A 21118-nucleotide genomic window follows, 5' to 3' on the forward strand; every position below is an offset into this window, starting at 1 on the left:
TGCGCCCATGGCCGCGGGCGCCCCTGAGTGCGCTTGCGGCGCCACCAGATTCGTACCATGGACACGACGGCCGCCGGCGCGAGGAGAGTTGCAGAGATGACCCATACGGGACGGGACGTTCTTGCCGGCGGCGGTCAGATGGGCGAGCGCCTCCGCGACATGGACTGGAGCAACACGGCGCTCGGGCCCGTCGAGACGTGGCCAGAGGCACTACGCACGTTGGTTCAGTTGCTGCTCGCTTCCAACCAGCCGACCTACATCATTTGGGGGCAGGCAAGATCGTTCCTCTACAACGACCACTACATGCCTTTTCTCGGCGCCAAGCATCCGGCGGCGATCGGGCGCGACATCCTCGAAGAGGTATGGCCCGAGATACGTAGTGAACTCGAACCTTTGATTGATACCGTGGCGAGCGGTGACCCGGTCCACGTCCCGAGCATGCGACTCATGCTTGAGCGAAATGGCTATCCAGAAGAAACCTATTTCTCGTTCTTTTTCGCGCCCGTGCGAGATGCATCCGGTAGCGTCGCCGGAATGTTCGGGGCCTGCAGCGACATCACCGCGAAGGTGAAGCTGGAGCGGGATCTGACCACAAGTGACGCCCGGCATCGCCAAGTGCTCACCAATATGGATGAGGCGTTCGTGCTGCTTGATCGCGACTTCCATGTGGTTGAGGTCAACCCGGTAGCGGAACGGCTGACGCAGCTTGGTCGCGACCAACTGGTTGGGCGGCTGCACTGGGACCTGTTTCCCGGCACACTCGAATCGCCGATTGGCGAGATGTACCTGCGAGCCCAAGCCACGAGTCGGCCTGAGAGCATCGAGTATCGCTACACGTTCGGCGACGGACGGGACTGCTGGTTCGACGTCCGTGCATTTCCTGTCGAGGAAGGGTTGGCGGTGTTCTTCCACGACATCACGCAGCGGCGCGAACAGGAGAAGGCCGCCTCGCTCGCGGCCGAGCGTGTTCAGTTGGCCCTGGATGCCGGCGCAATTCTCGGAACGTGGGTGTGGTTGATCCCGGAGGACCGCATAAGCGGCGACGAGAGGTTCGCGCATCTTTTTGGCCTCGACGAGGCAGCCTGCCGTGAAGGCATCCCGCTAGGGGCGGCGTTCGATGCCATTCACCCCGCCGATCGTGAGCGCGTGTCTGCGGCGATAGACGAGGTGCTGGCGCGGGGCGGGGCATACCGCTGCGAGTACCGCGTACTGACTCGTGACGGTACGTGGACGTGGGTAGAAGCGAACGGACGTGTAGAGACTGACGAAGGAGGCAGGCCGGTACGCTTCCCGGGCGTGCTGCTGGGCCATGATGAGCGTCATCGAGTCGAGGCCGAGCGCGACCGCGCACTGACGCTCCTGAAAACCTTCACCGAGACCGTGCCCGGTGTGGTGTACGCGAAGGACCGCGAGGGGCGGTTGGTCGTGGGCAATCGCGGTGTCGCCGACCTGCTCGGCGTACCGGAATCGCAATTCCTGGGCCGTACCGACATCGAACTATTGGCCGACAGATCGCAGGCCGAAGCCGTCATGGCCAACGATCGCCGGATCATGGCTCGCGGTGTCCCCGAACAGATCGAGGAAGAGGTCCGGCTGGCGGATGGCGCACCTGCGACGTGGCTGTCCACCAAAGCGCCCTGGTTTGACGACGCGGGCAACGTGATAGGCGTGATCGGGGCCTCCATCGATATCACCGAGCGGCGCCAGATGATGCAGGAGCTAGAGCAGTCGGATCGACGCAAGGACGAGTTTCTTGCAATGCTCGCGCACGAACTGCGAAATCCGCTGGCGCCGATCCGCACGGCTGCCGAGCTGCTGCGTCTCGCGCCCGGAGACCAGGTAACGGTCGGCAAGGCGGCCCAGATCATCTCGCGGCAGGTTGCGCATATGACGGAGCTTGTCGACGACCTGCTTGACGTCTCACGCGTGACGCGCGGGCTTGTGGAATTCGAACGCAAGCCCGTGGAGATGCGCACGGTGGTTTCCGCGGCCGTCGAGCAAACCGAGCCGGTTATGCAATTGCGGCGGCACACACTCTCGGTCGAGACCAACGGCGGGCCCGCGTTTGTGCTTGGCGACCGTCACCGCCTGGTACAGGTGGTTTCAAACCTGCTGAACAACGCCGCCAAGTACACGTCGCCGACAGGTTCAATCCGATTGGCGTTGACGGTGGCGGCAGACGAGGTGTCCCTCGAGGTCATTGACAACGGCAGCGGTATGGAAGCGTCCCTCCTGCCACATGTGTTCGAACTTTTCACGCAAGCCGCACGGACCCCGGACCGTGCCCAAGGCGGCCTCGGCATCGGCTTGGCGCTTGTGCGTAGCATCGTGCGCGCGCATGGCGGAAGCATCACGGCAACGAGCGATGGCTCGGGCTGCGGAAGCACCTTCCGCCTCGTGCTTCCGCGAGCCATTGTCGAGCAGGACCCGGCCATCGACCTCCCGCCGTCGCGCATTTCCGTGTCGAAGCGCACCATCATGGTGGTGGACGACAATCGCGATGCCGCGGACACGCTTGCGAGCGTACTGAGAGTGCTTGGACACGATGTCAGCGTCGCGACGAGCGGCTTTGAAGCGCTTGCGGTGCTGGCGCAGCGCGAGCGCTGGGACGCCTTCATCCGAGATGTCGGGATGCCTGACATGACCGGCCACGAGTTGGTTGGGCGACTGCGCGAGTGCTTGCAAGACGGTGGCCCGCGATTCATCGCGCTCAGCGGTTATGGGCAGCGAAGTGACGAGGCCGCGTCGCGTGCCGCTGGTTTCGACCACCATGTGGTGAAACCGGTTGATCTCGATCGACTCACGGCTTTGATTTCCAATTGAAGGCCGCTGTTGTTACGAACGCCATGAGCCGCCGTCCGCTTCTGCCGGAGCGGACACCGTAGCAACGCCGGGATTAGGCCGATTTATCGGGGGTAGGGAGGCAGGGTGTCTTCAAGTCATCCGTTCAATTCGCCAGGAATTGAATTTTGCGGCGCCCGCGTCTAGCGATCATGACGGCGGGCGACCATCCGGGTCGGGCTCGGCGGCTTGGATCGACGCCACTATGGCCTCAAGGCAACGCGCCAAGCCTGTGAGCAGGTGTAATGCCTGCGCGTAGAAGGAGGCGGCGGGGTCGATGCCGACCAGCGCAAAGGCAGATTCAATCTCCGAACTTGGCAAGTGCGCCGCACCTACGCGCATGTCATAGAGGCCGATCAGCGGTCCCATCAATACTCGAGCCTGTGAGGGGCCTTCGCGACGAGCCAAGGCCCGCTCCAGTGATTTCAATGAGCCTGTACCCGGCATTTCGCGGGTGACTGGCGCGAATCGCTGCAGCGATTCGGCATCGATGCGGTCAGCCGTCAGGCGAGCGACGTCCTTGGCAAGCTCCAGTAGGGAGTTTCGGTCGACCACGCGAAAGCGATAGAGCGAGGAGAGCAACTGCTCCTCGATCCCATGCTGCCTGAAGATCGGAAAGCCCCACTGCCCATGGGCAGCCTCGTCCATTTTTGCCAGTGACGTAGCGATGCGCTTCTCCGGTGCGGTGGTTTCCGCAACCCTGGCTTCGATGTGGGACATCGCCAACTCGGTGCTGAGCAAGCCCTGCGGATAGACATTGCGGCCGGCCCAGATTCGACGATGCCACTCAGACAAGCGTGCGACGTCACGAGCATACACGTTGATCATGCCCGCCTCGTTGATGCCGAAATGAATCGAATAACCCGGCTCGCCCTCAAGGCCGCCGGTATCATGCGTGTACCACTCGAGCTTTCCAGCACGTAGGGCGAGCAGATCGCGCACGATGGCTGGGTCGAACCAGAGCCAAAGGCCGATGTCTTCGTCGTTGAGTTCGTCAGCGTTGCGGCGATCCCCTGCAGCATTAACGATGAAGGTCGTCGAGGAGGGTGCATGATCGCCACGGACGCGGGGGCTCTGGGCGGCAGGTTCGATCCACACGTTGCGCCATACTTCCCCACTGATGCGATGAAGAACGGGGCCGGTTCGGGCGAACCGGCGCTGCGTATGATCGGTTCCCTCATCAGTCTCCGGGCACATGACAGGAACATCGGCATCCATGTCGATATCCGTACGCCAGGCATGGAAAACCGCCACCGTGGCGCCTTCTGGATCGCCGCCAGGGTGAATTCTCATCACGTGTCCTTCGAAGCGTCCATCCGCTAATGCATCACGCTGGCGGCCTTCTGGCCACTGGATGTGGTCGGCATCGGCCTGAATCGATACGCGCTCACGGTAGCTCAGCAAACGTAGCGCTAGTCCTCTTGCGCAGAGATAGTCACGAAGAAAATCTGTGCGAATCAAGATGGCGCCCACAGATCCATCCCTGCGCCTGACTCGCTTTGCAGCGATGGTGAAGTTCTCATCCGGTTGCACCCACGCGTCGTTCTCTTCGATCAGGCCCAGCGCGAGAACGAGATCCTGATGAAGGTGCCAGACCTGGTCCCCTATTGGATTGCGCTGCGCCAGTACCAGATTCACTCCAGCGTCCACTCCGTCGTCGAATTGGAAGGAATCGGCCGTCTTGTAGCGGCCATCGTCAAAGGCATAAGCGCCGTGCGTGTGGGTCATTCCGGAATTGCCCCATTCCAGTTCTTCCGCGGCGGCTCGGAACGCTGGTGGCACCGCTACAGAAACCGCGCAAGTGACGTCCTCCTGGAAGCCAAGATGGCCGATCTCACCCTGGCACTGCCCTAGGAAAGCGCGCAGCGGAATCCAGGTCTGGTCCGCATAGGCACGACGCCGCTCGGCCTGCATTTCGAACCACTCCTGCCTCATTCATTCCCCCGGTCATCGTCTATCAGCCGTCCCCTGAGGAACTTGCCGGTCGTACCCTGCAACTCGCTCCGATCAAAGAGCTTGCCCTTGAACTGGAAGTTATGATCAATGCGCACGATCAACAGTTGCTCGAAATCGCCTTGACTCTTGACCAATACGCGATCGGATGACTTCTCCGGTGAGATGGTCTTCACTTCGATGCGCTTGCCTGCGATGATGCCGTCAGAGCCGGCCTGATGGGTGCCGTGACGACGCAAGCCGAATTTGATCTCTGCATAGATCTCTCCCAATTCGCCCCAGACCTGCAGATAGCGACCCGTGTTTTCGAAGTGGCGCTGGGCACAGTCCACTAGGTCCAGGAAGATCTCGGTCTGCCTAACGACGCTGTAGGGAAATCCTTCCCGGCTTTGGAACGGGAGGTAGGAGCGAAGGTCGTCCCTTTCGGCGTCGGGGTGCTCGCCCAACTCGGAGGCTAGCCACTCCTGATCGATGTACTTCCACTCCCAGGGGGCGACGCCGCAGCTGGCAGCATCGGCGATGTCCTGCGGGCTACACCCGCGCTCCCGCATCTCGTAAAGAAAGTCCCAGTCCCCCACTGCCGCTCCTTGCCTGATTGCTGCGTAATCAAAGCACCGGCTTTATACGGCCTCTTTGCCAGACGCGCCACGGTCCTTCAGGCGCCCTGAGATCCCGACCCGGGCGCGTACTCCCGGTAGACCACCTGATGCGGTGGTGGTTCGATGCCGCATCCAGCGTTCCGGGGCTATCGGTCAGGGGGCTGTTCTGCTGGAAGGTAGGTAGCCGGTGTGCGGCGGGGCGCCCTGCTAGCGGGAGGAGAGTGTGGCTGCTGGACGATTGCACACGGTGCTGGGCGATGTTCAGATGGGCACGGGGTGGGGCAGGCGTAGACCGAGCGCGGGCTATTGAATAGCGAATGGGCAACGATCGCCTATGAGGTTATACCGCTCCCTCAAGTTTTCTGCCGGACCCTGGGAGGGCGCCGGACATTTGGGCAAAGGAGGCTACAAATGTTTTTGAACGATCAGGAGACGGCGACCGATCTTCTGCACTACGAGGCGATCGCTAAGACGGTGGTCAGGCTGATCAGGGACACACCCAAGACACCGCTGACGGTCGGCGTGCACGGTGACTGGGGGGCGGGCAAGTCCAGTGTCCTCAAAATGACGGAGGACGCGCTTTCAAAGGAACCCAAGGTGCAATGCCTGTGGTTCAACGGCTGGGCATTCGAGGGCTTCGAGGACGCCAAGACCGTCATCATAGAGACCATCATCGAGGAGCTTCTGCGCAGGCGCCCGAACTCCACGAAGGTCAAAGATGCAGCCAAAAAACTGCTCAAGCGGGTTGACTGGCTCAAGGCGGCGAAGAAGGCGGGCGGCTTGGCCTTCAATGTGGCTACGGGGCTTCCTACCTTCAATCAGATCGGCGATCTGATTGGCGCGGCGAAGCAGTACCTCGGCAAGCAGGCAGAGGGATTGACGCGGGAGGACCTTGAGGGTTTCGTCGATGAGACGGCGGGTCTTCTCAAGCCTGCAGAGGAAGAAAGTATCCCTGCCCACATCCATGCCTTCCGGAAGGAGTTCGTGGAGCTGCTCGATGCGGCAGAGATCGATCAGCTCGTTGTCATCGTCGATGACCTGGATCGCTGTCTGCCCGAAACCTCGATTGCCACGCTCGAAGCCATCCGGCTGTTCCTGTTTGTGGAGCGCACGGCATTTGTCATCGGTGCGGACGAAGCGATGATCGAGTATGCGGTCAGGGAACACTTCCCCGATCTCCCCCCGAACTCTGGGCCTGTGAGCTACGCCAGGAACTATCTGGAGAAGCTGATCCAAGTGCCGTTTCGCATACCCGCATTGGGTCCGGCTGAGACCCGCACCTACATCACGCTGCTGATGGTGGAGGCGGCCTTGGGCGCGCAGGATGAGAGGTTCCAGAAGCTGCTGGCTGCCGCGCGCGAGGATATGAAGCGGCCTTGGCTCAGCAAGGGGCTCGATCGGGCAGCGCTAGTGGCCGCCATGGGTAAAGACGAACTGCCCAAGGGCGTCGATCGCGCATTGGTGTTGGGGAGCCAGCTCACGGACATGCTCACGGATGGAACGCGCGGCAACCCTAGGCAGGTCAAGCGTTTCCTCAACTCGATGCTACTGCGGCATGCAATCGGAGAGGAGCGCGGCTTCAGCGCCGATATCTCCGTTCCCATCCTCGCAAAGCTGATCCTCGCCGAGCGATTCCAGAACGACTTCTTCGAGTATCTCGTGAGGCTCGTGGTCGCCGCGCATGAGGGAAAGCCCCAACAGATCATCGATTTCGAGAACAGCGTGCGCAGCGCGTCGCACCCGGCCACCCCAATACCGGCTGGAACGCTGCTCAGAAAAGTCGGCAAGGCAGATGACGCATCCGAGATGGAAGGGTGGGCGAACAACGAATGGGTGCGCAATTGGATCGCATTGGATCCGCCGCTGTCGGGCAAGGATCTGAGGCCCTACATCTTCGTCACACGCGACAAGCGGATTGCGCTCGGCGGTGCGAGTGCGTCCGGTCACCTCACTGCGCTGGCCGATCAGCTTATGGGCTCCGAACTCGAAGTGCGTGGGGCGGCCGCCGAGGTTCGCAGGCTCCCTGGCCCTGCGGCGGAGGAAGTCTTCGACATCGTACGCCTGCGGATTCTGGGAACCGACAACTTCGCGGCCAAGCCAAAGGGTATTGGTGGACTGATCTCGCTCGCCGCAGAACATCCGACACTCCAGCGACGGTTGCTGGGCTTCGCAAAGGAAGTGGACCTAAAGAAGGCGGGTCCTTGGCTCGCTGCGGCTTTTGATGCCAGCTTCACGAATGTGGATGTGAAGAAGGACTACGACGATCTGTTGAATAGCTGGGCGTCGCAGACCGTCAACAAGAAACTGCAAGCTGCGACCACTGCGGCCCTTACGATGAAGGAGGGTCGCTGATGGGGACGTCGAAGAGTTATGGCGGCCCACCCAATGGCCTGCTGCCGGACTGGATCGATCAGGTCGCGCCCGGTGCAGCGGCTCCGCCAGCTCCGGCTCCAGCGCCAGCCCCAGTCCCCGGCGCTCCACCGGAAACTCCACCGCCTGCTGCGACACCGCCCGCTGCGCCCACCGGGCCGCTTACCGGCGCAGCTTCTGCGGGTGGCTTGGGTACGGCGCGCGGTAATTTCACCCGGTTCGCTGGGAGCCGCGAACGTGACTCCCTCCGAAGGGCGGTATCGCAGTATGTGAGGCAGGGAACGGGTGGTGCGGCCGGAGCGGCCAAAAGGATGGGGTCATCGCGCGTCACCGGGGCTCAGCTGCTCGGACTGATTGGCGATGTGCAACGCAACGGACCGGTCGCAGCCCTCCAGCGTCTCAATTTGGGTGGCCTTGCGGGGCGTCCGGCGGTTGAGGTGTTCCTCGCACTCACCGAGGTGATGTGTCCGCCCGGCGGGCGTGTCGATGAGGCCATCGCCAGACAGGCCATGCTCGATACGATCTGCGACATGGCGGACCAGGGTGTCGGCGACTTCGGTTCCCTGACTGCCGATCAGCTTACTGAGTTCTTCTTGGGATTTGTCATCCATACGATCGAAGGACGTGTCGTGGCCGATCTGGGGCACCGGGCCATTGAAAGGCCCATGAGCGCAGAGGAAGCGAAATTGGTACAGGAAGATCTGCACCAGTTCGTCGATGGGCACGTCCGCGGACATCTAGGGACACTTCTGGACCGTGTGCGGGATCTGCCCGAGTCAGAGATCTCGGGGATGGTCGATCGCATCTATCGGGCGTCGTTCGAGCTTGTCTCGGCGACTGCAGGAGACGTCGAATGAGCAGGCATACACTTGTTATGCGTATCGGCGCGGACGACGTGGCCGATCCGGGGCAGCGTCTGACGGGTGGATTCGTCACCGAACTTCCGCGCTATGGCAGCTTCGCATCGATCGACCATCAGATCGGCGACACCATCACCCAACTGCAGTCGATGGGTCTGCGTCCCTCAGAGCGGGCGCTGGACCTGGCTGTTCTGGCGGCGGCCATTACGGCTGCAGATACACGAATCAGTCGCGATTCGGATGCGCAGGATGGTTGGACTCGCCAGATCGAACTGTGCGTCCCGGTGTCCGACAGTCGCGTGTGGACGGATGCTGGATTACTGATTGAGCGCACACTCAACTTCCTGACAGGGGACATTTGGTTCATCACATTTCGGGAGCGGGCAGTCTCCGTGCAGACCCTCATTCCCGCGTCCACCGGAACGCTGACTGAGAAGCCCCAGTCGGTCTGCCTGTTCTCTGGCGGCCTGGACAGCTTCATCGGTGCCATCGATCTGCTGAGCGGGGGCGAGCGGATCCTCCTCGTAAGCCATTACTGGGACCGTGTTGCCAGCAAGCATCAGAAACTTTGTCTCGATGCACTCAAAGAACACTTCGGCGAAGGGACCTTCGAGTCGGTGCGCGCGTATGTGGGCTTCCCAAAGGGTGCCGTAGCCGATTCGCACGACGAGGACACATTGCGTGGCAGGTCATTCCTCTTCTTCTCGCTCGCGGCGCTGGCGGCCGATGCGATCGGCGAAGGCACGGTCATCCATGTGCCCGAGAATGGTCTGATCTCACTCAATGTACCGTTGGATCCTCTGCGTCTTGGCGCATTGAGCACCCGGACGACCCATCCCTATTACATGGCACGTTTCAATGAGCTGCTGCGGAGCGTCGGGCTCACATCCAGGCTGGAGAATCGCTACAGGCACCGAACGAAGGGCCAGATGGTGGCAGAATGCGCGGACGCAGCATTCCTCCGGGCCGCGGCCGCCAATACCATGTCCTGTTCATCACCAGCGAAGATGCGATTCGATCAGGACGAGCAACGGCGCCAGGCGAAGAACTGTGGTCATTGTGTGCCCTGTCTGATCCGACGCGCCGCACTGCTCCACGGATTCGGTGCCGACGACACCGAGTATCAGCTCGAATATCTAGGGGCGAAGGCACTTGATTCGACCCGGGCCACGGGGGAGCACGTCAGGTCATTCCAGTTTGCCATCGCGCAGTTGGCTGCCAGACCGCAGCGCGCACGATTCGACATCCATAAGCCCGGACCGCTGACCGACCATCCCGGCGACTGGGGTGCCTATGAGCAGGTCTACCGCGATGGGATAGGCGAGGTCGCTGCGCTATTGAATGGCGTAGTCTCGAGGCCGGGTGGTGGCTGATCGCCGCATCGAGCGCAGGTGGGTCGATCTGCATTGCCATGTGGATCTGTACCCCGACCACCCCGGCGTAATCGCAGACTGCGATCGGCTCGGGATAGCGACACTTGCCATCACGACCACGCCCCGGGCGTTCGAACGGAACGTGCAGCTCGCGGCGGGATCGCCCTTCGTTAAGGTCGCGCTGGGCTTGCATCCACAGCTGGTCGCGAGCCGCTCCAATGAAATCGGATTGTTCGAAGGCCTGTTGGCGCAGGCGAGGTTCGTTGGTGAGATCGGCCTGGATGCCGGCTCACAGTTCTACGCCAGCTTCCCCGAGCAGCAGCGGGTCTTCGAGCGTATCCTCCGGGCCTGCGACGAGCAGGGTGGGAAGGTGCTGAGCATCCACAGTGTGCGATCCGTCTCCAAGGTCTTAGGGCATCTTGAGCGATCCCTGCGCTCGGGCTCGTGTGTCCCGGTCCTCCATTGGTTCACTGGCACCCCCTCTGAGGCCCGCAGGGCTCTTGCTATGGGCTGTTACTTTTCGATCAACTCGGAGATGGTTTCGTCACCGAAGAGTGCGACGCTGATCCGCTCGCTGCCGCTCGATCGCGTCCTGACCGAGACTGATGGTCCGTTCGTGCAGATCGGAGGCCGTCCATCCCGTCCCACCGACATTCCCTCGACGGTTGTGGGGCTGTCGGAGCTGATCGGAGCCGACAGTCAGATGCTTGAGCGCCGGATCCTGGAGAATTACGGATCGCTCACCGCGCCAGCGGCGGGTCACCGGTCACGCAACCCACGAACCATGGAGGGAGACCTGTTCGGTTGATGGGATTGCGATGGGGGATACTTTGGAGGTGCAAAGAGAGCAGCGCACCTCGCACAGAGGTCTGGTCCTTCACTACTTCAAGAGACGCGCCGCTGGATTATCTTCCGCTGCACCTGCCTGGAAGTAGCCAATCACGCTAGCCACGGAGCGGTGTTCCGTCATAGCCATGACCGCTGGGAGTGGTACGCCTTGCTTGCCAGCCTCTGTGACAAACCCCGACCGCAGGCTGTGGGCACCAAAGTCGCCTTCTAAGCCCGCCAACCGTGCCCGGCGCTTCACGATGGTAGCCACTGAACCAGGAAGTAGGGCAGGGCCCACCCGATCCTTCCAGACTCGACGGAAGATCGCTCCCTGGCAGATTCCCGCGGCCTCAAGCCAGTCCGAAAGCGCTTCAGCACTTCGCCCCAGGATCGGCTTGTCCGGCGTGGAATCCGCCTTCACTCCGGCCTGCTGGGTCTTTGAGTACTCCAGCCGGTAGATGTAGCCGTCGTCGCCGACCTTGCGCAGATCGCGCATGTCCGCGGCAGCGATTTCGCTGCGCCGGCGCCCACCGCTGGCGAACCCAAAGCAGAGCAGGGCACGGTCGCGCAGGCCTTCGAGGCTGTCGTCGCAGGTGGCCAGCATGGCCTCGAGCTCGGCCCGCGTAATCGCAGTCTTCTTGGTCGGTCGCTCGCCACGTTTGACCGCCGCACGGCGGGCCCGACTCAGGAGCGTGCGGACACTGGGTAGCTCGCACGGGTTGGCCAAGCGTTTGAGCTTGTGCGCCGTAGATAGAACCGCCACCCGCTGGACGACGGTTGAGAGCTTCAACGGCCCGACTTTGGCTTTGAGACCAGCGGCGACCAGCGCCCGGTCCATCACCAGCGGCAGCTCGCTGACCAGGCCGGTCTTGCTCTTGCGCTGGATGTGGTCGATCAGGAACTGAATTACTACGGTCTCACTGACCGGCAAGCTCAGGTCGACGCCGTAGCGGGCGTGGTGCCAGCCGGCCCAGTAGCGCAGGGCGGTGGCATAGCTCCGGGTGGTGTTGGCGGCTGCTGCTTCGGCAAGCAGTTCGCGCACCGCGTCGGCGGCCTGCTGGGCCAGTTGGTCCGGCAGGATCAGGGCGGCCGTCGCTGGCATCGCGGGCAATGTGCTATTTCGTTTCATACTATGTAATGTACGTTATGAAATCTTGCGCGTACTAACGATAATTATCTCTTATCGCGAATAGACGTCAGCTGCCACTCATCGCGCAGTAGGAGGACCGGATGGCCAAGGGTGTTACCGAGAATGACGTTCACGCCGCCGCTTATGCGGTGCTCGCAAGCGGCGAGCGACCGACGGTCGAACGCATTCGCGGCCACTTAGGCACCGGTTCGCCAAACACCGTCACGCGCTGGCTCGAGACATGGTGGCGTGCTGCCGGCGCGCGTCTAGCGTCACAGGAGTCGAGACTGGCGTTGCCGGAAGCGCCGAACGAGGTCGCCGCCGTCGCCAGCAAGCTGTGGGAACTGGCGTTGCAGCACGCCAGGGCCGAGGCCGAGGCAGGCCTGGCAGACGAACATGCCGTACTTGCAGAGGCTCGCGAGGCGCTCGCTAAGCGCGAGTTTGCGGCTGACGCCCAGCTTCAGGCCGCAGAAGACCAGGCCAACGAGGCTCGTGCTGCATTGCAGGTGTCCGAGACGCGACTTGGGGACTTACAACGCCTGCTCGAAACGCAAGCTGCGCAGCTGCAACAGCTTCAACGCGAACTACGCAACGCTGAAATCGGGCAGGCGGAACTGGCCGCTGAACTGACGCAGATGCGCGCCCGGTCGGAGGCCACGGCTCTGGCTGCTGCTGTCGAGCGCGACACTCTGCTGCAGCAACTACGCGGCACCGAAGAGCGGGCAGCGACGGAGATAGATCGTGCGAGGCAGGATGCCAATCGACTGCAGGCTGAGGCGAAGATCCAGGCGCGGCAACAGAATCAGGAACGCGCCATCGAGCGGCAGACCAGAGAGGCGCTCCAACGCCAGTTACAAGAGTCCCTGCGCGAGGGCGATATGCAAAGGGCCCGTGCCGACACGCTCGAGCAGCAGTTGGCACGGTTGGCGGACCTTCCAGCGAATGTGGAGGCCGCGCTACGCCGGAACCACTCGGCGGTCAAAGCGACACGGTCGGCAGCAGCTAGCAAGCGCCCTAAACAACGTTGACCCTGATTGGTGTCAGCAGAGTCAGCAGGTGCGAAATTGGCCCTAATTAATGTCCACATTCGCGACCAAAAACCCCTTACAAATCAATGTGGGACAGGAACTAAGGTCAAGAGGACAGCAACTAGGGAAGCCCGACAACCGCCGCGCCGACTGCTGCAGCAACTTCGACGTTTACATAATATGCATTATGCGAAGCTTCGTAGATGGCTCAGGGCCACGGCACGTGGCTTGCAACGGTTCCTATCCCGCTTCCCGTCGGATGGATTCGATGCGACGCCCACCCTGTTGGCCTGAGGGCCAGCCTTGCCCCAATGACTCGGCCAGAAGCGGTCGTTCGATGATCATGGCGAGTCCGGGCTAGCCGGCGCACGCAATGCTTCGTGGGCATCGGCCATGCAGCGACTCATGTCTTCGTTCGATTCGGCGGACTTTACGCACTCGTAATCCGCGCTCCGATACTGCGTTCCGGAAAGACAGGCACGTAGTGATTTCTTCGCCGATTCCTCGACCCACTTCGGGTCCAAGGGGGGCTCGCTGATTGCCCGCAGATACTCCATCTCCCGGGCTCGGATAGCGCGGCACTGCGACTCCGACAACCGGTCGGGTGAGCAGCCGATTGCCAAGACGAACAGAAGGCCAATCGAAAGGCCGCGTGCGGCCACCGCCAATCCAACGCCAACCAAGCATCGGTGCATTCTCATAAGCTGATGGTTCCCAATGACCGCTTTGGGTCGGAAGCGGGCATTAGCACCTACCCCACCTTCCGCCGTGTCGCCTCCTCTGAACGGCTACGGCAGCTATGACGCCTCTTGATGTCCGATACTGGCCCAGAAGCGGACACTTGCTCTCGACCTCACTGGTTTGAGTGCGCATTCACGCCCTGCGTCTGGACGAGGCATCCCCACCCGTCGTAATCCAGCTCGAACAACTCACAGACGCAGGCCATGAATCCGGAAACGGACTGGATCGCGTGCTGCTCAATGGGCATATGGACAACCACCAAGATGCTGGGCGAATCGTCCAAGCCTTGGGCTGTCGCGACCCCGTACTGATAGTCGTTGATGAAACTGGCGACGGTGGTTGCCTTCTCAGCGGAGGGGGCGCGAAGCAGGAACTCAACGTTGCGCGCGATGCCGAACTGGTCTCCCTGAGCATCGAGCTTATGGAGGAGGTCCGAGTCCGCTACGGCAGTTGCCATCAATGTGTCGATTATGGCCATACCTGTCCTGCTCCGACCCGCTGGTCTGGTTGATTGGATTGGCTGCTCCGATACCAGGGTGAAGAATCCCGGTGCTCGATGAGCATGTCCTTGCGCTGGCAATTGGAACACGCATTCCATCGCGAGTGAGCGAGAGAGGGGCATAGCCGTAGGGGGCTCGCGTTCTACCCCCTGCCCTGGCTTCCTGCTCATCAGCCGCCGACGCAGGCAACGGAAGCAGACGTTGCGGGTCACCGCGAGACCGCGTCTGGTGGTGCCGACGAGCTGATCGATGCCAGGCCGGGAACCTTCTTCCCGTTGCTGCATCCCATGTGTTGAGCGAGGAGAACATCATGGTCAGGCCAGGCAATACGCTGCGCGTCAACTACGCTTCGATGGATGACACTGCACTGGTGGATGCGGTGCAGCATGGCGATCGCGACGCCTTCCGCGAGATCATGCGGCGCTGCAACCAGCGCCTTTTCCGCGTGGCGCGTGGCGTGGTCAATGACGATGCCGAGGCCGAAGACGTAGTCCAGGAGGCGTACGCGCACGCATTCGAGAAGCTTTCCACGTTTCGCGGCGATGCAGCCCTGCTGACCTGGCTGACGCGAATCGTGCTGAACGAAGCGCACGGGCGACAGCGCCAGCGTCGATGGGTAGTGGACGTCGAACAGATCGAGGTGTCGCAGATGGACAACGCAAGCATCGTTCCCTTTCCCGCGAAGTTCGGCTACGAGGACCCCGCGGTCGCGGCGGCGCGGGAGCAGGCGCGCATGCTGCTGGAAGAGGCCATCGACCGCCTGCCAGAAGCGTTCCGGATCGTGTTCGTCATGCGCGAGATCGAAGGCTGCACGGTCGAGGAAACCGCCGCGAGCCTGGATCTGCGCACCGAAACGGTGAAGACGCGCCTGCATCGCGCGCGACGCCTGTTGCGTACGGCCTTGCATGACACCCTGTCGGGAACCTTGACCGATGTGTTCCCGTTCCTGGGTTCCCGCTGCGATCGCATGACCGACGCGGTGATGCGACGACTTGGCGCGTAAGAGCTTTACCCGCGCGGCGAGTGACATCCCATCGCCGCACTTCGCATCCTGACCTGACGGAGAATCGACATGTTGATCTATGCGTTATGCATCTTCGCTGTCGCCGCACTTGGCGGACTCGTGCTGGCCTCAAGCGTGCTCAGGGGGCGATTGGCGCCCTGGGCCATTTCGCTCCTCCACGCCTTGCTGGGCGCTACTGGCCTGGCGCTCCTGGTCGTCGTCGTGTTGCAGGGCGAGGCAGCAGGACGCGTCACAGCAGCCTTGGGGTTGCTGGTGCTCGCTGCACTCGGAGGCTTCTATCTCGCGTCGATCCACCTGCAGAAGAAGGTCGCTCCGAAGGGTGTGGTCCTGATCCACGCCGGCGTCGCCGTGACGGGCTTCCTCACGCTGTTGAGCGCGGTTCTCGGTATATGAGACACCCGCTGCACCCTGCCCTGGTGCACTTTCCGATCGCCACGTGGTCGCTGGCCACTGCGGGCGACCTTGCCAGTTTGCTGTGGGGAGAACCCGCATGGCGATTTGCGGGCATATCGATCGTGGTGGGCACACTCACCGCCCTGGCCGCAATGGCAGCGGGTTTCATCGAGCTTCTGAAAGTAGGCGCCAACAGTCCAGCAAGCCGTGACGTCAATCGCCACATGCTGCTCATGATGGCCACCTGGTGCTGCTACGCCGCGAGCCTGTTCGCGCGACTGGATGGAACGACGCTGACTCGGCCCGATGCGCTCGGCATAGCGCTGAGCGCGACGGGCTTCGTTGTCATGTGCTTTGCAGGAAGGATCGGTGGGAAGCTCGTGTACGAGCATGGGATCGGAGTACGGGAACGCCACGGGGCCTGACCATCGGAAGCGGACGTTGTCCTTAGACCGTGACGTTCACCGCGATGTCGATGTTGCCCCGGGTCGCTTTCGAATACGGGCAGGTCTGGTGGGCCCTGTGGGCGAGTTCCTCTGCGACTTCGCGAGCAACCCCAGGCACGATCACGTTGAATCGCGCCTGCAGGAAGTAGTCGCTCCCAGCTTGACCCAGGTCCACTTCGATCTCCACGGCCAGATCGGCAGGTACCTTGATCTTCATCTCCTGTGCGGCCAGCACGAGCGCGCCGCTGTAACAGGCCGACCAGGCGCCTGCGAACAGCTGCTCCGCCGTAGGATGCGGCAGCGCGGACGCGAAGACCTGTTCCTGTTGTGTGCCGGAGCCGGATGCCGATGTCTGGATGTCCAGCCGGTCATGAATGGCGCGCGCCGAGCCTTCGCGTGGACTGGCGGCGGTGTGGGTCCTGCCGGTGAACAGTACCTTCTCTATCTGACGCGCTTGGATTGAACTGCCACTAGTCTGCTTGTCGATTACCGCGTTCATTGAATCTTCCTTTCTTTGAGTTCTAGAGCGCAGGACGACGGGCCGGTGCGAGCGACACGCGGCAGCGTCGAACTGCGAGTGCATATCGGGGCGCGGATGGTTGCGTCCGAGCGAATGCGCACGCCCACCGTGCAGGGCCGCCCCTGCGCGGAGATCTCCTTGGCGACGTCAGGACACGATAGGCGCGGAGTGGCCAAACGGATTGGTGTGAGCCGATGCAGGCTCGCGGCATCGTGGAGCCGTTGTTGCCGGGTTCGGTTCGTCGAGTCGCGCCTGATCCGTGAGCGACACTCTGACGGGAACAGCACGAGGACCCGCACGGCCCTGCGCTACTGCCTTGAGATGACAGCCATCGCAATTATGCGGCGACAATTCGCCATCTGCATAAGATGTTCTACGCTCAAACGCACTCGTCTAACGACCGTTGGTCGGTGACACGATTGCGAGAGATCATGTCACCAGGCCGCGCTGATGCTGCAGACCTCAATGAGAGTCGCGCTCGCTCAGCGAAGTACCAGCTGGTCCATGTTGATCAGCACCCGGCGTCCTTCGTCGGTAGTACCGGCCAGCGGGTCAGCCTTGTGCAACGCTTCGACGAACTCCACCCGACTGCGTTCCGTAATCTCCGACAGCGGCACCTGGTGGGCGACGAACTTGCCCGCGCGGAAGCGGCGCTCAAGGCCGTGTTCCTCGATCATGTCTGACTGATCCAGAATGAAGCCGTACGCGCGCAGCCGCGATGCATCGCCCTCCCCTTCGACCACCACCACGATCTTCCAGAACGCCATCGGCATCTGGACCTTGATGCCCGAACCGAAATCGTGCGACGGATCGTTGGTCGCCAACACGGGGCCGGCGAACACGATCAGTTTGTTGTCGACGTATTGCGCCTGCTTGGCGATGTGGTTCTCCAACCCGCCCCACAGGCCGTGGTACTGGAACATGTCGCGATTGAACTCCTCGTGCTGCGGCGAGCAGTTGGTCCAGTGGAAGGTGTCGGCATTGGCGAACTCCTCCTCCTCCGGCGTCTCGCCCCAGGCCGAATCGTCACGGCGCACAAGATGGCCGCGATCGAACTTCTTGGCGGGCTCGTAGAATTCGAGGTCCTCGATCTGCTGCTCGATCGGAATGCGCGGATCGGCCTTCCATTCGTCTTCGCCGAACTCGTCGCGGGAACCGCGACGCTTCTCCGGGTCGTAGTCCACGTTCGACGCCGTCCACAGCGCGAGGCGCCGATCCTTGTGCATTGCGACGGTGTAATGGTGATACTTCAGGTACTTCAGATTGCGCGGACCGACGTAGATTTCATCGTCCGGCGCATCCGGTGCCGGCACCCGGAAGCCCGTCAGGAACCTCTCGTTGTAGCCCTTGCGCTCACGGTAGTTGGGATCGAAGCGCAGCTTCTTCTCAAGCGCCGCCGGAGCGACGGCAATGGCCGATCGAGTCACTGCCACCGAGGGTGTCGCCGGGGCCGTCGGCGCGCCTCCCATGTAGAAGTGGGCCGTACCGTGGACGGTGATGTTGTTCATCGCGAGCTCTCCAGAGGGCGGCGTGTCGATCGGCGATGTCACGGCCAGCGAAGGCACAGGAACTGTCGCCGGGCCTTCGGATTCATTGACGACCTCGTGTGCCGCCCCAAGCACCTGGGCCAGGATCGCCTGATGTGCGGCATTGCCGAGCGATGCATCGTGCAGATGCGCCAGGATCTTGCTGACGCGAGCGCCTTCGTTGGCGACCCAGTCGATGTCGGTTTCCGGCATGCCCTTGCGCCACTCGGTGCGGCGCAGCGTCATGATCCGGTTGTTCTCCACCCGCGGCACCCCGCCGTGGTGGACGGCGACGAGTTCCCAGTCCTTGTTGAAAGCCGGCGATCCGGACGATCCTTCGAGCGTGTCGGTGGTGTACATCAGGAACAGGTCGTCCGGCGTTGGTTCCACGTACACCGTGTTCTTCTGCAGCGCGTAGTGCTTCATCCTGCCGTCTGGGTGCTGGATGATGTTGACGGCCTGCCCCACCAGGATCTTGCCGAGCGTGGGAATAAGCGGCACTGCGCCGAAATCGCGCAGCGCGCCGGCGCCGATGTGCGGCCGATCGGCCAGCGCGACGATTGCGATGTCCAGTGCTTCATTGCTGTAGAAGAATCGCGCCGGATCGAACTCGAAGACGGCGGTGGCCCGCGAGTTTCCGACTTCGTCGAGCTCGAAGTCGAACTGCGCGCCGGACGAGTCCGTGTCTTCGGGGCTGTCGAAGACATGCCAGTTCGTCATCAGGAGGCCGGGAGCGATCACGAAGCCGGTCGCGTAACCATCGACGATGCGGCCGTTGTCGAGGCCAACGATGCGCGCGACCGGTCGACCGGCACGGCGTGCCTCCGTCGTCGGCGCGGTCAGGTCCCAGTCCAGGGCTGGGCCGATGCGCCGTTCCAGGAACGGTCCCGGGCTTCCGGGTGTCCGGATGATCGCCCTCATCGCCTTGGTGGATTCGCGCGCCAGGTACTTGTCCCGCAATGCGGGACTGGCGGCTGCGAGCGGCCCGCCTGCCGCGAGCCTGGCGGCAGTGCGCGCCCGCTCCTCTCCTTTTCCCGCAAACCGCTCTCCAGCCTTGAGCATGACGCTGCGTTTGCGGTCCGCCGTGGCATTCCGATCACGCATGGCGGGTCTCCGAGAGTGACCTCGATATCGCGCGACGAATCGCGAACGTCGATGCATGTGGACATGCGCCATTCCTCCTGGAACGGACTCAAAACTCTATCGACGCCTGTGGACGTTCCTCTGCAGGCGGGCCGAGACGACCGACTGCTCCGCCCACGCTGCGTCGCGCACGTCCTGCTTCTGCGTCCGCAGGAAATCGCGCTGCGCCTTGAGCCGGCGCTTGCTGTCGAGGTGCTTTGAGACGGCGTAGCGAACCACGCCATCGGACGACACGACGACAGTCGAACCACCGAGGAACCAGCCTTCGCGCACGCGGCGTTTCTGTACGACTTCGGCGACCAGATCGAAGCGGACATCGCCGCTGATGGCGACGCGTCGCAATGTGCGCAGTGAGACGATCTTGGGCGGCAGTACGCTGCGGCTCGGTGCCACCAGGCCGAAGTCGCGGGCGCGATCGGACCTGCACACGGCCTTTCCGAATGCGTTGGCGGCGCGTTGCACGGCACGCCCGCCGTCATCGACCGGCCAATCGCAAAGCCCGTCGGCGAATACCAGTCCGAGATGACGGAAATCCAGTTCCGGCACGGCGATTCGTCCCGACTCCGGCGGACACCACAACAGGCTCTCCTCGCCAAGATCCGGCACATCCGGCACGGTCACGCGGTACCTGCGGAAGGACGTGACGAACGCTTCGCGATAGCCGATCGGATCGTCCGGCACCAGTTCGGTGTCCGCGGTGATGATCGCGCGCAGGTACTCACCGAAGCTGCAGTGCATCGGCGGGCAGTAGTCGATCGCACGGATGACGATGTTGAGGAAGCGCCGCGCGATCTGCGTGGCCTCCTCGGCCAGCAGGTAGATCGCCTCCGACGGCAGGCGCTGCCGATAGAGTTCGAGCGCGCCACGCAGCTTCTCGGTCTTGCGCTGGTAGATACGCCGGAACGCCTCGAACACCGCCGATACGAGCACGGCGCCGAGGTCGTGTTCTTCCTTCTTCGGATCGTCGTAGCCGTACTTGCGGTCGACGACCGTATCGCTCAGCCCCGGCGACAGGATCGCGGTTCGCAACGGGTTGTGCCCGTCGATCAGGTCGAAGCCGAACTGATGGCCGATTTCCACCAGCAGGCTGGAATCGAGATCCTTGCCCTGCGAAGCCTCGATCGCCTGCCGCACCAGTTCGGGCTGTGCGAAGCGCAGGAAGATCGCTACCAGGTCCGAGAAACCTTCGTGCAGCGCCGAGACATCGCGGTGCGTCGGCCGCAGGAAGTTCGGGCGCAATCCATCGAGCAGCGCGTGGCTCGTTTCGTGCGCGATGATGTCGCGGGACAGCACGATGTAGACATTGCTGCCGGGTTGGTTGCGGAGCTGCGCAAACTCGGCCGCGCGCTCGTATCCGAAACACAGGGCGCCAAGCTCGCGGTCGTAGTACGCATTGTCTTCGCGCATGAAGCGAGGATGGATGCGCATCTTGCCGTCGTTCTCGCCTTCCACACCCAACGGCCCGAAGCCGGGGTCGCGCCCGAGCGCGAAGCGGAAACGCTCGTAGGTTTCCATGCCGACCGCGTACGCCATCTGCTGCATGAACTGCGGGTGGCTGCTGCTCGGGGGCAGGCCGTCTTCCATCAACAGCTTGTGCTGCTCCAGATCGACCGGCGTCGTCACCTGGCCGGTCTTCTCGTCAATGTCCTCGACGATGAACACCGCTCCGGCCGGTCCTGGCTTCAGCGGTTCGTACGGGATCGACAAGGTGATGTGCGCGCCCTCATAGCGACTGCGGCTGGGGTCGTGCGAGAACGCGCGCAGCCGCCGCCGTGTCGGCATGTTGGGATCCGGAGATGGCAGACGCGCGCGCCGGATCCCCGCAAGATCGTCGCGGAGTTCGA

The 21118-nt window shown here is 62.6% G+C and carries 16 protein-coding genes; 9 read left to right on the top strand and 7 right to left on the bottom strand.

Annotated features, from left to right (window positions below; translation table 11 throughout):
* The first annotated feature begins 57 nt into the window (after positions 1–57).
* On the top strand, positions 58–2823 hold the full coding sequence (locus tag FOF45_RS15790; protein ID WP_158986511.1) for a PAS domain-containing protein: 2766 nt from the start codon (positions 58–60) through the stop codon (positions 2821–2823).
* 168 nt (positions 2824–2991) lie between these two features.
* On the opposite strand, the gene FOF45_RS15795 is transcribed toward FOF45_RS15790, so the two are convergent.
* Complete coding sequence (locus FOF45_RS15795; RefSeq protein WP_233264162.1) at positions 2992–4776, bottom strand: hypothetical protein; 1785 nt, start codon at positions 4774–4776, stop codon at positions 2992–2994.
* Positions 4773–5372: a hypothetical protein gene (locus tag FOF45_RS15800; protein ID WP_158986515.1), complete on the bottom strand. Its 600-nt coding sequence runs from the start codon at positions 5370–5372 to the stop codon at positions 4773–4775. Before FOF45_RS15800 ends, FOF45_RS15795 begins: the two co-directional genes overlap by 4 nt.
* 432 nt (positions 5373–5804) lie before the next feature.
* Here FOF45_RS15800 and qatA point away from each other — a divergent pair, with 432 nt between their 5' ends.
* The 4 genes from qatA (at position 5805) to qatD (ending at position 10804) form a co-directional block, all read left to right on the top strand.
* Positions 5805–7745 (top strand): Qat anti-phage system ATPase QatA, encoded by a 1941-nt coding sequence (gene qatA, locus FOF45_RS15805; protein ID WP_158986517.1) that lies wholly within the window; start codon positions 5805–5807, stop codon positions 7743–7745.
* Between the two features lie 287 nt (positions 7746–8032).
* The gene (gene qatB / locus FOF45_RS15810) at positions 8033–8620 is read left to right on the top strand and encodes a Qat anti-phage system associated protein QatB (RefSeq protein WP_158986519.1); all 588 of its coding nucleotides are present in this window, start codon (positions 8033–8035) and stop codon (positions 8618–8620) included.
* Positions 8617–9996, top strand: coding sequence for a Qat anti-phage system QueC-like protein QatC (qatC, locus tag FOF45_RS15815; protein WP_158986521.1), 1380 nt, complete (start codon positions 8617–8619; stop codon positions 9994–9996). Before qatB ends, qatC begins: the two co-directional genes overlap by 4 nt.
* Positions 9989–10804, top strand: a complete 816-nt coding sequence (qatD, locus tag FOF45_RS15820) for a Qat anti-phage system TatD family nuclease QatD (RefSeq protein WP_233264164.1) — start codon at positions 9989–9991, stop codon at positions 10802–10804. Before qatC ends, qatD begins: the two co-directional genes overlap by 8 nt.
* A 72-nt stretch (positions 10805–10876) precedes the next feature.
* On the opposite strand, the gene FOF45_RS15825 is transcribed toward qatD, so the two are convergent.
* Positions 10877–11953, bottom strand: coding sequence for a site-specific integrase (locus FOF45_RS15825; protein WP_158986525.1), 1077 nt, complete (start codon positions 11951–11953; stop codon positions 10877–10879).
* A gap of 101 nt (positions 11954–12054) precedes the next feature.
* On the opposite strand from FOF45_RS15825, the gene FOF45_RS15830 reads away from it, so the two are divergent.
* The gene (locus FOF45_RS15830; protein WP_158986527.1) at positions 12055–12981 is read left to right on the top strand and encodes a DNA-binding protein; all 927 of its coding nucleotides are present in this window, start codon (positions 12055–12057) and stop codon (positions 12979–12981) included.
* Positions 12982–13834: 853 nt separating this feature from the next.
* Here the strand turns inward: FOF45_RS15830 and FOF45_RS15835 are convergent.
* Positions 13835–14200 (bottom strand): ribonuclease E inhibitor RraB, encoded by a 366-nt coding sequence (locus FOF45_RS15835; protein WP_158986529.1) that lies wholly within the window; start codon positions 14198–14200, stop codon positions 13835–13837.
* A 374-nt stretch (positions 14201–14574) separates the two neighbouring features.
* On the opposite strand from FOF45_RS15835, the gene FOF45_RS15840 reads away from it, so the two are divergent.
* From FOF45_RS15840 to FOF45_RS15850, 3 genes are all read left to right on the top strand, one after another.
* Positions 14575–15225, top strand: coding sequence for an RNA polymerase sigma factor (locus FOF45_RS15840; protein WP_233264239.1), 651 nt, complete (start codon positions 14575–14577; stop codon positions 15223–15225).
* A gap of 69 nt (positions 15226–15294) precedes the next feature.
* The gene (locus FOF45_RS15845; RefSeq protein ID WP_158986533.1) at positions 15295–15639 is read left to right on the top strand and encodes a hypothetical protein; all 345 of its coding nucleotides are present in this window, start codon (positions 15295–15297) and stop codon (positions 15637–15639) included.
* Positions 15636–16064 (top strand): DUF2231 domain-containing protein, encoded by a 429-nt coding sequence (locus FOF45_RS15850; RefSeq protein ID WP_158986535.1) that lies wholly within the window; start codon positions 15636–15638, stop codon positions 16062–16064. Before FOF45_RS15845 ends, FOF45_RS15850 begins: the two co-directional genes overlap by 4 nt.
* Before the next feature lie 22 nt (positions 16065–16086).
* Here FOF45_RS15850 and FOF45_RS15855 read toward each other — a convergent pair whose 3' ends face one another.
* The 3 genes from FOF45_RS15855 to FOF45_RS15865 form a co-directional block, all read right to left on the bottom strand.
* Positions 16087–16584 (bottom strand): Ohr family peroxiredoxin, encoded by a 498-nt coding sequence (locus FOF45_RS15855; RefSeq protein WP_158986537.1) that lies wholly within the window; start codon positions 16582–16584, stop codon positions 16087–16089.
* Positions 16585–17087: 503 nt separating this feature from the next.
* Entirely contained in the window at positions 17088–19235 is a 2148-nt protein-coding gene (locus FOF45_RS15860; RefSeq protein ID WP_158986539.1) for a DNA/RNA non-specific endonuclease, read from the bottom strand.
* Positions 19236–19331: 96 nt separating this feature from the next.
* Positions 19332–21056, bottom strand: coding sequence for a gluzincin family metallopeptidase (locus FOF45_RS15865; protein ID WP_158986541.1), 1725 nt, complete (start codon positions 21054–21056; stop codon positions 19332–19334).
* Between the last annotated feature and the right edge of the window lie 62 nt (positions 21057–21118).

The sequence above is a fragment of the Lysobacter panacisoli genome, from assembly GCF_009765165.1.
Lineage (GTDB): Bacteria > Pseudomonadota > Gammaproteobacteria > Xanthomonadales > Xanthomonadaceae > Lysobacter_J > Lysobacter_J panacisoli.

Bases quoted from the DNA above. Each gene is read 5' to 3' on its own strand.
- FOF45_RS15790 (WP_158986511.1), top strand. From the start codon at position 58: ATGGACACGACGGCCGCCGGCGCGAGGAGAGTTGCAGAGATGACCCAT.
- FOF45_RS15795 (WP_233264162.1), bottom strand. From the start codon at position 4,776: ATGAGGCAGGAGTGGTTCGAAATGCAGGCCGAGCGGCGTCGTGCCTAT.
- qatA (WP_158986517.1), top strand. From the start codon at position 5,805: ATGTTTTTGAACGATCAGGAGACGGCGACCGATCTTCTGCACTACGAG.
- qatC (WP_158986521.1), top strand. From the start codon at position 8,617: ATGAGCAGGCATACACTTGTTATGCGTATCGGCGCGGACGACGTGGCC.
- FOF45_RS15825 (WP_158986525.1), bottom strand. From the start codon at position 11,953: ATGAAACGAAATAGCACATTGCCCGCGATGCCAGCGACGGCCGCCCTG.
- FOF45_RS15830 (WP_158986527.1), top strand. From the start codon at position 12,055: ATGGCCAAGGGTGTTACCGAGAATGACGTTCACGCCGCCGCTTATGCG.
- FOF45_RS15835 (WP_158986529.1), bottom strand. From the start codon at position 14,200: ATGGCCATAATCGACACATTGATGGCAACTGCCGTAGCGGACTCGGAC.
- FOF45_RS15840 (WP_233264239.1), top strand. From the start codon at position 14,575: ATGGATGACACTGCACTGGTGGATGCGGTGCAGCATGGCGATCGCGAC.
- FOF45_RS15845 (WP_158986533.1), top strand. From the start codon at position 15,295: ATGTTGATCTATGCGTTATGCATCTTCGCTGTCGCCGCACTTGGCGGA.
- FOF45_RS15850 (WP_158986535.1), top strand. From the start codon at position 15,636: ATGAGACACCCGCTGCACCCTGCCCTGGTGCACTTTCCGATCGCCACG.
- FOF45_RS15855 (WP_158986537.1), bottom strand. From the start codon at position 16,584: ATGAACGCGGTAATCGACAAGCAGACTAGTGGCAGTTCAATCCAAGCG.
- FOF45_RS15860 (WP_158986539.1), bottom strand. From the start codon at position 19,235: ATGCGTGATCGGAATGCCACGGCGGACCGCAAACGCAGCGTCATGCTC.
- FOF45_RS15865 (WP_158986541.1), bottom strand. From the start codon at position 21,056: ATGCCGACACGGCGGCGGCTGCGCGCGTTCTCGCACGACCCCAGCCGC.